The sequence below is a fragment of the Cellulosimicrobium sp. GQ32 genome (assembly GCF_059758455.1).
Genome location: NZ_JCAXEP010000009.1, coordinates 205,838 through 213,537, shown reverse-complemented (window position 1 = coordinate 213,537; position 7,700 = coordinate 205,838). Strand labels below are relative to the sequence as shown.

General features: G+C 73.4%; 8 protein-coding genes and 1 riboswitch. Of the genes, 5 read left to right on the top strand and 3 right to left on the bottom strand.

Annotated features, from left to right (window positions below; genetic code table 11):
* The 3 genes from AC6CH9_RS15590 to AC6CH9_RS15580 form a co-directional block, all read left to right on the top strand.
* Window positions 1–2,044 (top strand): fibronectin type III domain-containing protein (locus tag AC6CH9_RS15590; RefSeq protein ID WP_498155706.1); only part of this gene is annotated, 2,044 nt, incomplete at its 5' end.
* Window positions 2,045–2,140: 96 nt separating this feature from the next.
* Window positions 2,141–2,779 (top strand): ClpP family protease, encoded by a 639-nt coding sequence (locus tag AC6CH9_RS15585; RefSeq protein ID WP_498155705.1) that lies wholly within the window; start codon window positions 2,141–2,143, stop codon window positions 2,777–2,779.
* A complete protein-coding gene (locus tag AC6CH9_RS15580; protein ID WP_087469679.1) occupies window positions 2,779–3,384 on the top strand; it encodes a ClpP family protease in 606 nt (201 codons plus the stop codon). The genes AC6CH9_RS15585 and AC6CH9_RS15580 overlap by 1 nt, the downstream gene beginning before the upstream one ends.
* A 97-nt stretch (window positions 3,385–3,481) precedes the next feature.
* On the opposite strand, the gene AC6CH9_RS15575 is transcribed toward AC6CH9_RS15580, so the two are convergent.
* The 3 genes from AC6CH9_RS15575 to AC6CH9_RS15565 form a co-directional block, all read right to left on the bottom strand.
* Entirely contained in the window at window positions 3,482–4,459 is a 978-nt protein-coding gene (locus AC6CH9_RS15575; RefSeq protein WP_498155704.1) for a DUF6882 domain-containing protein, read from the bottom strand.
* Between the two features lie 101 nt (window positions 4,460–4,560).
* Window positions 4,561–5,064, bottom strand: coding sequence for a helix-turn-helix domain-containing protein (locus tag AC6CH9_RS15570; protein ID WP_498155703.1), 504 nt, complete (start codon window positions 5,062–5,064; stop codon window positions 4,561–4,563).
* Between the two features lie 105 nt (window positions 5,065–5,169).
* Window positions 5,170–5,922 (bottom strand): TenA family protein, encoded by a 753-nt coding sequence (locus AC6CH9_RS15565; protein WP_498155702.1) that lies wholly within the window; start codon window positions 5,920–5,922, stop codon window positions 5,170–5,172.
* A riboswitch (TPP riboswitch) is annotated at window positions 5,913–6,037 on the bottom strand. It overlaps the preceding gene by 10 nt.
* An 89-nt stretch (window positions 6,038–6,126) precedes the next feature.
* On the opposite strand from AC6CH9_RS15565, the gene AC6CH9_RS15560 reads away from it, so the two are divergent.
* Together AC6CH9_RS15560 and AC6CH9_RS15555 are read left to right on the top strand one after the other, a co-directional pair.
* Window positions 6,127–7,053: a VOC family protein gene (locus AC6CH9_RS15560; protein WP_498155701.1), complete on the top strand. Its 927-nt coding sequence runs from the start codon at window positions 6,127–6,129 to the stop codon at window positions 7,051–7,053.
* A complete protein-coding gene (locus tag AC6CH9_RS15555) occupies window positions 7,050–7,694 on the top strand; it encodes an alpha/beta hydrolase (RefSeq protein ID WP_498155700.1) in 645 nt (214 codons plus the stop codon). The genes AC6CH9_RS15560 and AC6CH9_RS15555 overlap by 4 nt, the downstream gene beginning before the upstream one ends.
* The last annotated feature ends 6 nt before the right edge of the window (window positions 7,695–7,700 follow it).

Below are 7,700 nucleotides of genomic sequence, written 5' to 3'. Positions count from 1 at the left end.
GCCGGTCGAGGGCACCGCGACCCTCACCGTCGTCGCCTCCACCCGACCTCTCGCGCGCGCGAACCAGGACACCGTCGACGACGCCCACCAGGGCAAGCCGACCACCGTCCCCGTGCTCGCCAACGACTCCAACCCCTTCCCCGACACCCCGCTGGAGATCGTCGGCGCGAGCGTCGAGACAGGCAGCGGAGACGTGACCTACAGCGGCGGCAACGTGGTCGTCACCCCAGCCGAGTCCTTCGTCGGCGTGATGGTCGTGGTGTACCGCGTCCAGGACGCCACGAAGGACCCGGACCGCCTCGTGGAGGGCCGCGTCCAGCTCAAGGTGCTCGGCAAGCCCGAGGCCCCGGCCACCCCGCAGGTCGACGAGGTCCGCTCCAAGACGGTCGTCCTGTCCTGGGACCCGCCGAACAACAACGGCGCCGAGATCACCGGCTACACCGTGCGCTCCCAGAACGGCTACGAGAAGGCCTGCGGCACCACCACGTGCACGCTCGACGGCCTCACCAACAACGTGAAGTACACGTTCACCGTCTTCGCGACCAACGCCGTCGGCGACGGACCCGCGTCCCCGCCCTCCGCCGAAGCACGTCCCGACGAGAAGCCCGACCCGCCCGCCGCGCCCACCCTCGAGTTCGGCGACAAGTCGCTCACCGTCACCTGGACCAACAAGACCTACACCGACCGGTCGCCGATCGAGACGGTCAACCTCGAGATCTCCCCGGCCCCGCCGAGCGGGGCGATCCAGATGCAGGCGCTGTCCGGCAACCAGGTCGTGTGGACGGGGCTCACGAACGGCGTCGCGTACCGCGTGCGCGTCCAGGCCGTGAACCTCGCGCCCGACCCGTCCGAGTGGGGCGACTACTCCGCCGAGGAGATCCCCGCCGGCCTGCCGGACGTTCCGAAGACCCCGAGGGCCGACCGCGCGGCCGACTCCCCGCTCAACGGCGGGTCGATCGACGTGTCGTGGGAGCAGCCGTTCGAGAACGGTGACGCCATCAAGGCGTACCACCTCCAGCGGTACCGCAACGGCTCGCCCGACGGGGCGGCGCTGACCCTCACGGGGCTCAGCCACAAGGCGACCGGGCTCGACAACGAGTCGTCCTACACGTTCACCGTGACCGCCGAGAACAAGGCCGGCGTGACCGCGCAGAGCTCGGCGTCCGCTGCGGTCGTGCCCTACGGCCGTCCGGAGGCCCCACCGAAGCCGAGCGTGCAGAACGTCGGGTCGTCGTCCCAGGACAGCGGCATCCCGCGCGTGTCGTGGGGCGCGGCCGACGCCAACGGCAGCCCGATCACCGCCTATACCGTGACGGCCTCGCCGGGCGGGACGACCAGGCAGGTGTCCGGGACGTCGGTGGACTTCACGGGCCTCAACCCCGGCTCGTACACGTTCACCGTGACCGCGACCAACCTGGGCGGCACCTCGACGTCGAGCCCCGCGTCGGCGTCGATCAACGCCTACGACAAGCCGGGAGTACCCGGGGTCTCCGCGTCCCGTACCGGCGTCAACCGTGGCCAGTTCTCGATCTCGGCGCCCTCGTCGAACGGCGGCAACGGGATCTCGCGCTACGAGTGGCAGCTCTCCGGCAGCCAGAACACGTCCGGCACGGGGCAGACGGTCAACGTCGGGTCCGACTACGACCAGACCTTCCGGCTTCAGGCGAGGGCATGCAACGCGGCCGGTTGCGGTGCCTGGAGCGGGCAGAGCACATTCACGACCGACAAGCGCCCCGATCCGCCGCGCGCCTGGGTCACTCGAGGTGCGCCTGCCTCGGTCGCCGGATGTGCTGACACCAGCGTCTGCAACAACTACCGCGTCAACGCGAACGGGACGTTCCCGTCGGGCAGTCATTCCTTCCAGTGCATGACCGACCTCGGTGGCGACCACAACATCGTCGCCCCCGGACGGTCGTACACCCGGACTCTCAACGCCAACGGGTGGGTCGACCTCCCCTGCGTCTACGGACGGAACAACGGCGCGAACGTCTGGGTGATCATCGACGGGACCGCGTACGAGCGCACGCCCTGGCCGCCGCGCTGACACGTCTGCTCGAGTAGTCGGAGGATCTGCCGTCGGCGAATGAGCCGACGGCAGATTCCTCGCCCGTCCGGGCCTCGCCCGAGCCACGGTGGTGCCATGACCACGCACACGCCACGCACCCCGCACGCGGAGGCCGCCGCCCCGGCGACGTCGTCCTTCGACGACCAGCTCACGACGCGCCTGCTGCACCAGCGCATCGTCGTCCTCGGCACGGCCGTGGACGACGCCGTCGCGAACCGTCTGTGCGCGCAGCTCCTCCTGCTCTCGGCGGAGGACCCGCGCGCGGACGTCGCGCTGTACATCAACTCCCCCGGCGGCTCGGTGAGCGCCGGGCTGGCCATCTACGACACGCTGCGGCTCATCCCCAACGACGTGTCGACCGTCGCGATGGGCTTCGCCGCGAGCATGGGGCAGTTCCTGCTGTGCGCGGGCACGCCGGGCAAACGTCTCGCGCTGCCGCACGCGCGGATCATGATGCACCAACCGTCGGCGGGCATCGGCGGCACCGCGGTCGACATCGCGATCCAGGCCGAGAACCTCGTCTACACCAAGGGCCTCATGCACCGGCTGACCGCCGAGAGCACCGGGCAGAGCGTCGAGACCATCGCCGACGACTCCGACCGGGACCGCTGGTTCACCGCCCAGCAGGCGCTCGAGTACGGCATGGTCGACCGGATCGTCGAGAGCGTCGACGACGTCCGCCCCGCCCGCGCGGCTCGGAAGGTGGGCCTGTGATGGCGAGCTACACGATCCCGACGGTCGTCGAGAAGACTCCGCTCGGGGAGCGCGCGTTCGACGTCTTCTCCCGTCTGCTGTCGGAGCGCATCGTCTTCCTCGGCACGGAGATCGACGACGGCGTCGCGAACGTCGTCATGGCTCAGCTCCTCCACCTGGAGTCCGACGCCCCGGACCAGGAGATCGGCCTGTACATCAACTCCCCCGGTGGCTCCGCGACCGCGCTCATGGCGATCTACGACACGATGCAGTTCGTCCGCTGCGACGTGTCGACCATCTGCATGGGCCAGGCGGCGTCGGCCGCGGCCGTCCTGCTCGCGGCGGGGACGCCGGGCAAGCGGTTCGTGCTCGAGCACTCGCGCGTGCTGCTGCACCAGCCGTCGGGCGGCGGCGAGGGCACCATCTCCGACCTGTCGATCCAGGCCGAGGAGATCCTGCGGATCCGGTCCGAGACGGAAGAGGTCCTGTCCCGCCACACGGGGCAGACCGTCGAGCGCCTGCGCGCGGACACCGACCGCGACCTCGTGCTCACCGCGCGCCAGGCCGTCGAGTACGGCGTCGCGGACGCCGTCGTCACCTCGCGCAAGCTCGCTGCGGCCGCCTGAACCCGGGTCGAGCGCTGCGTCCGCGGTCGACGGATGCGTCCCGGGACGCAGCTCTCGGCCGCAGACGCAGCACTCGCCGTGCGCCGCCGCGCGGGGCCTACCCGCGTCGCCGGAACCAGGAACGTCGACGTGGCTCCTGCGCGGGCTCGGCCGCCGGGCCCGGTTCCCCCGTCGCCGCGGGCTCTCCGGGTTCCGGCACCTCGGCAGTGTCCGCGTCGGGGAAGTCGGCGGTGTCCGCGTCGGGCACGTCGGAGGTGTCCGCGTCGGGCACGTCCGCGGGGTCCGCGTCCGGGTCGACGGCGGTGTCCGCGCCGGGCGCGTGGGCGTCCGGACCCGCTGCTCCCGGCTCGGGATCGCGCGCCGGCGCGGACACCGGGCGCGCCGTCGCCGCGATGCCGGCGATCCGGCCACGCTCGTCGAACCGGACGGCCACGCTCCCGTCAGGAAGCACGAGCACGAGCGCGCCGTCGTCGTCCGTCGTCTCCAGGCCGCGCGCGGCCGCGTAGGACGCGACCGCGCGGCGGTGGTCGACGACCGTGACGGACAGCAGGCCCTCGCTCAGCACCCGCACGACGCGCGGCACGCTCGGCGCGGGCAGCGCGAGGCCGGCGGCGTCGAGGAGGAACCACGCACGCGTCCCGCTGCCGACGGGGGCGCTGTAGTGGGTCCAGGAGCCGGTGACGGCCTTGGCCGCGAGCGCGAGGCGGTACGGGAGGTCGTCGGTGAGCGGCAGCTCGGCCTCCGTCGCCTCGCGCAGCCCGGTCTCGCGGGTCTTCTCGGCGGCGCGCAGCACGTCGTCGGGGAAGCCGTTGACGTTGTTCCACGCCCACATCCAGCTCCCGGGGCCCGGCGCGGCCGTGCCGAGGAACTGGAGCCGGCACGTCGTCGTCCCACCGGTGGCGGTGGTGAAGGTGAACGTGCCCTCCGCCATCTCGGCGCTCCATGCGTCGTCACCGTGGTGGTCGGCGAGGTGGAGCTGGTGCTCGTGCGAGAGGAACGCGGCGTCGTCGACGAGCTCCTGGAGAGCCGGGGCGGTCTGCTCTGCCGTGCCGTGCGCGGTCTGCGGCTCCGTCATCCCTCGACGGTAGCCGCGCGCCTGCCGCCGCACCGGGGCACGACACGCGGTGCCGACCAGGTACCCGTCGGGTGCTCTCGGCCCGCGGAGTCCCGCGGGGCTCAGGCCGCGAGGAGCAGGACGTCGTCGGTGCGCGCGATAGGGCGCACCGCGAGCGTGGCGGTCGCGGTCGTGGTGCGTGCGACCGGGAGGTCGCGCACGGGCTCGCCGGCGGGGGCGGGGTGCCGCGGCGCGGAGAGCGCGCCGCGATCCCGGACGGAGGAGAGCACGCGCACCGGGGCGACGGGGCGCAGCTCCTCACCCGTGCGGGCCACGAGGTCGACGAGGCGCAGGCCGAGCGCGCCGCAGACGGCCGCCAGCACCTCGGAGGACGCCTCCTTGCGGCCGCGCTCCACCTCGGACAGGTACGCGGTCGAGACGCGCGCGGAGGCCGCGACGTCGACGAGCGTGCGACCCTGCGCGAGCCGCGCCCGCCGGAGGATCCCGCCGATGACGTGGCGCAGCAGCGGCTCCGCCCGCCCGCCCTCCCGGGACCGGGGGCTCGCCGTCGCTCTGCTCGGCACTGCGATCGGCGCCGGGCCCGGCGCCGCGCTCGTCGCGTCCATGCGGTCACGCTACCCGCGCTCCCGCCCGGGTGCCGAGGCACCCGGGCGGGGATCTGCTGCTGGCGTAAGGCCCGACGTCGGGCGCTCACCGGCCCGGGAGGGGCGTCACCACCGCTCGATCGACCACGCCATCTGCCAGAACCGGATCTCGTGCCGGCAGCTCAGCTCGAACGCGCGCTCCATGCGCGCGCGCTCCGCCTCGCCGGCGTCGGCGGCGAGCGCGTCGAGGCGTGCCCGGAGGTCGGCCAGGACGCCCTCGGTGCGCTCGGCGGCGTAGAACTCCCACCAGCCCGCGAGGGGGTGGTCGGCCCCGATCGCGCCGGGCGTCGCCTCCCGCTCTGCGCGCCAGAACCGCCGCGCCGACCAGATGTAGGTCCACGGGCACGGCAGGAGCGCGGCGAGCAGCACGCCGAGCGAGTCGCGGCCCGCGGCGAGCATGTGGTCGACGTAGGCCTGCGCGCTCGGGGCGAGACGGTTCGTCTGTGCCTCCTCGTAGGTCACACCGAGGAAGTCGCACATCGCGTGGTGGGCGTGCGACTCGTCGTCGAGCAGGAACCCGGCCTTCTCGTGGAAGTAGGCGGCCCACGACCGGTCGGGCGCGAGCGCCATGCCGAGGCCGTAGCAGCGCAGGTAGGCGGTGAGGTACTGGTGGTCCTGACCGACGTAGTGCCGCACCGCGGCCGGCTCGACCGTCCCGTCACGCAGGCCGGCGAGGAACGGGTGGTCGTAGAACTCGTCGAAGAGGTGCGCGTACCGGCGGGCGAGGTCGGCGGTGAAGCCGCTCTCCCCCCTCCGGACGAGCACGGTCGGGTCGTCCGCGAGGACAGGGTTCAGGGTGATGGCAGCAGGCGTCGTCATGCCCACGTTCCTCCGCTCGTGCTAGCGAGATCAGGTTCGACGGGTCCGGGCGGCCGTACCGCTCGTCTCAGTCCCTCGGCCCGGCTGCCCGGGCGGGACGCCCCGCGTGGTTCGTCGCGACCCTAGCAAGGAAGCACCGTTCGCGTCGGGAGCATCCGGCGGAGTGTGGGAATATAGTTGTAGCGACAACAAGTTGGAGCAGACATGACCACGAGCACCCCGGGCGCGCCGAGCGACCGCCTCCTGTCCCCGTCCACGAGCATGGACGCCGTCACGCTGCGCGTCGGCGACCTCGAGCAGATGACGTCCTACTACACGGGCGCGTTCGCGCTCGCTCCCCTCGAGGAGCGCTCGCGCGGCACCGAGGTGCACCGCGTGCTCGGCCGCGGCACGACACCCATGCTGCGCCTCGTGCACACGCCCGGGCTGCCCGCCGTCGACCGGCGCCAGGCCGGACTGTTCCACACCGCGTTCCTGTTCGACGACGCCGCCAGCCTCGCCGCGACCGTCTACCGCGCGGCGCAGGACCGCCGCGGATCTTTCGTCGGGTCGAGCGACCACCTCGTCAGCGAGGCGTTCTACTTCACCGACCCCGAGGGCAACGGCGTCGAGCTGTACACCGACCGGCCGCGCGAGACGTGGGTGCGGGAGCGGGGGCAGATCCGCATGGCGACGGAGTTCCTGGACCCGAACGCGTACCTGCGCACGCACCTCGACCAGGAGACGTTCGACGCCGGGCCCTCGCTGGCCGGGCGCGTGGGGCACGTCCATCTCCAGGTCGGAGACATCGCGACCGCTCACAACTTCTACGTCGACGCCGTCGGGTTCGAGGCCACGGTCACCGAGTACAGCGGCGCCCTGTTCGCGTCCGCCGGCGGGTACCACCACCACGTCGCGATGAACGTCTGGAACAGCGCCGGCGCCGGGCCGCGCGCCGCGAGCCTCGGTCTCGGGGACGTGGCGATCACCGTGCCCGGCCGCGACGACCTCGACGCGCTCGTCGCCCGCCTGCGCGCCCGCAGGTTGCAGCACGCCGACGACGGCCGCTCCGTCGTCGTGCACGACCCGTGGGGCACGCGCGTCACGCTGGCCGTGCCCGGCACGACCACCGACGAGCTGCTGGCGCGATGAGCGCCTCCGCCTCGCTCGCCGCGGTCCGGTCCGACGCGGACCCTGCGAGCCCGACCGCGGCGGGCGCCGTCGTCGTCCTGCTGCACGGGTTCGGCTCCCACGAGCAGGACCTCGCCGGCCTCGGCCCGCACCTCGGTGCGCCCTGGGTCTCGCTGCGCGCCCCGCTCGCCCTCCCCCACGGCGGCTTCGCGTGGTTCCCGATCGTCACGCCGGGCGACCCCGACCCCGAGCCCGTCGCGCGCGCGACCGAGGCCGTCTGGGACTGGGTCGACGCCGAGCTCGGCCCCGAGCGGCCGGTCGTCCCCGTCGGGTTCTCCCAGGGCGGGCTCATGGCCACCCAGCTCCTGCGCACGCGCCCCGAGCGCGTGGCGGCGACCGTCGTCCTCGGCGGGTTCGTCCAGGCGGCGGAGCAGCCCGCCGACGCCGCGCTCGCCGCGTCGCGCCCGCCCGTCTTCTGGGGCCGCGGCGCCGACGACCGGGTCATCGCGCCGCACGCGATCGACCGCACCGCCGCGTGGCTGCCGGGCCGCTCGACGCTCGTCGAGCGCGTCTACCCCGGCCTCGCCCACGGCATCGACGCGCGCGAGCTCGCCGACGTCCGGGCGTTCCTCGACGACGTCGTCGGGCGAGCAGCGACCTGACACCCC

Excerpts from the sequence above, each read along its gene's own strand:
- AC6CH9_RS15585 (WP_498155705.1), top strand. The coding sequence starts at position 2,141 with ATGACCACGCACACGCCACGCACCCCGCACGCGGAGGCCGCCGCCCCG.
- AC6CH9_RS15580 (WP_087469679.1), top strand. The coding sequence starts at position 2,779 with ATGGCGAGCTACACGATCCCGACGGTCGTCGAGAAGACTCCGCTCGGG.
- AC6CH9_RS15575 (WP_498155704.1), bottom strand. The coding sequence starts at position 4,459 with ATGACGGAGCCGCAGACCGCGCACGGCACGGCAGAGCAGACCGCCCCG.
- AC6CH9_RS15570 (WP_498155703.1), bottom strand. The coding sequence starts at position 5,064 with ATGGACGCGACGAGCGCGGCGCCGGGCCCGGCGCCGATCGCAGTGCCG.
- AC6CH9_RS15565 (WP_498155702.1), bottom strand. The coding sequence starts at position 5,922 with ATGACGACGCCTGCTGCCATCACCCTGAACCCTGTCCTCGCGGACGAC.
- AC6CH9_RS15560 (WP_498155701.1), top strand. The coding sequence starts at position 6,127 with ATGACCACGAGCACCCCGGGCGCGCCGAGCGACCGCCTCCTGTCCCCG.
- AC6CH9_RS15555 (WP_498155700.1), top strand. The coding sequence starts at position 7,050 with ATGAGCGCCTCCGCCTCGCTCGCCGCGGTCCGGTCCGACGCGGACCCT.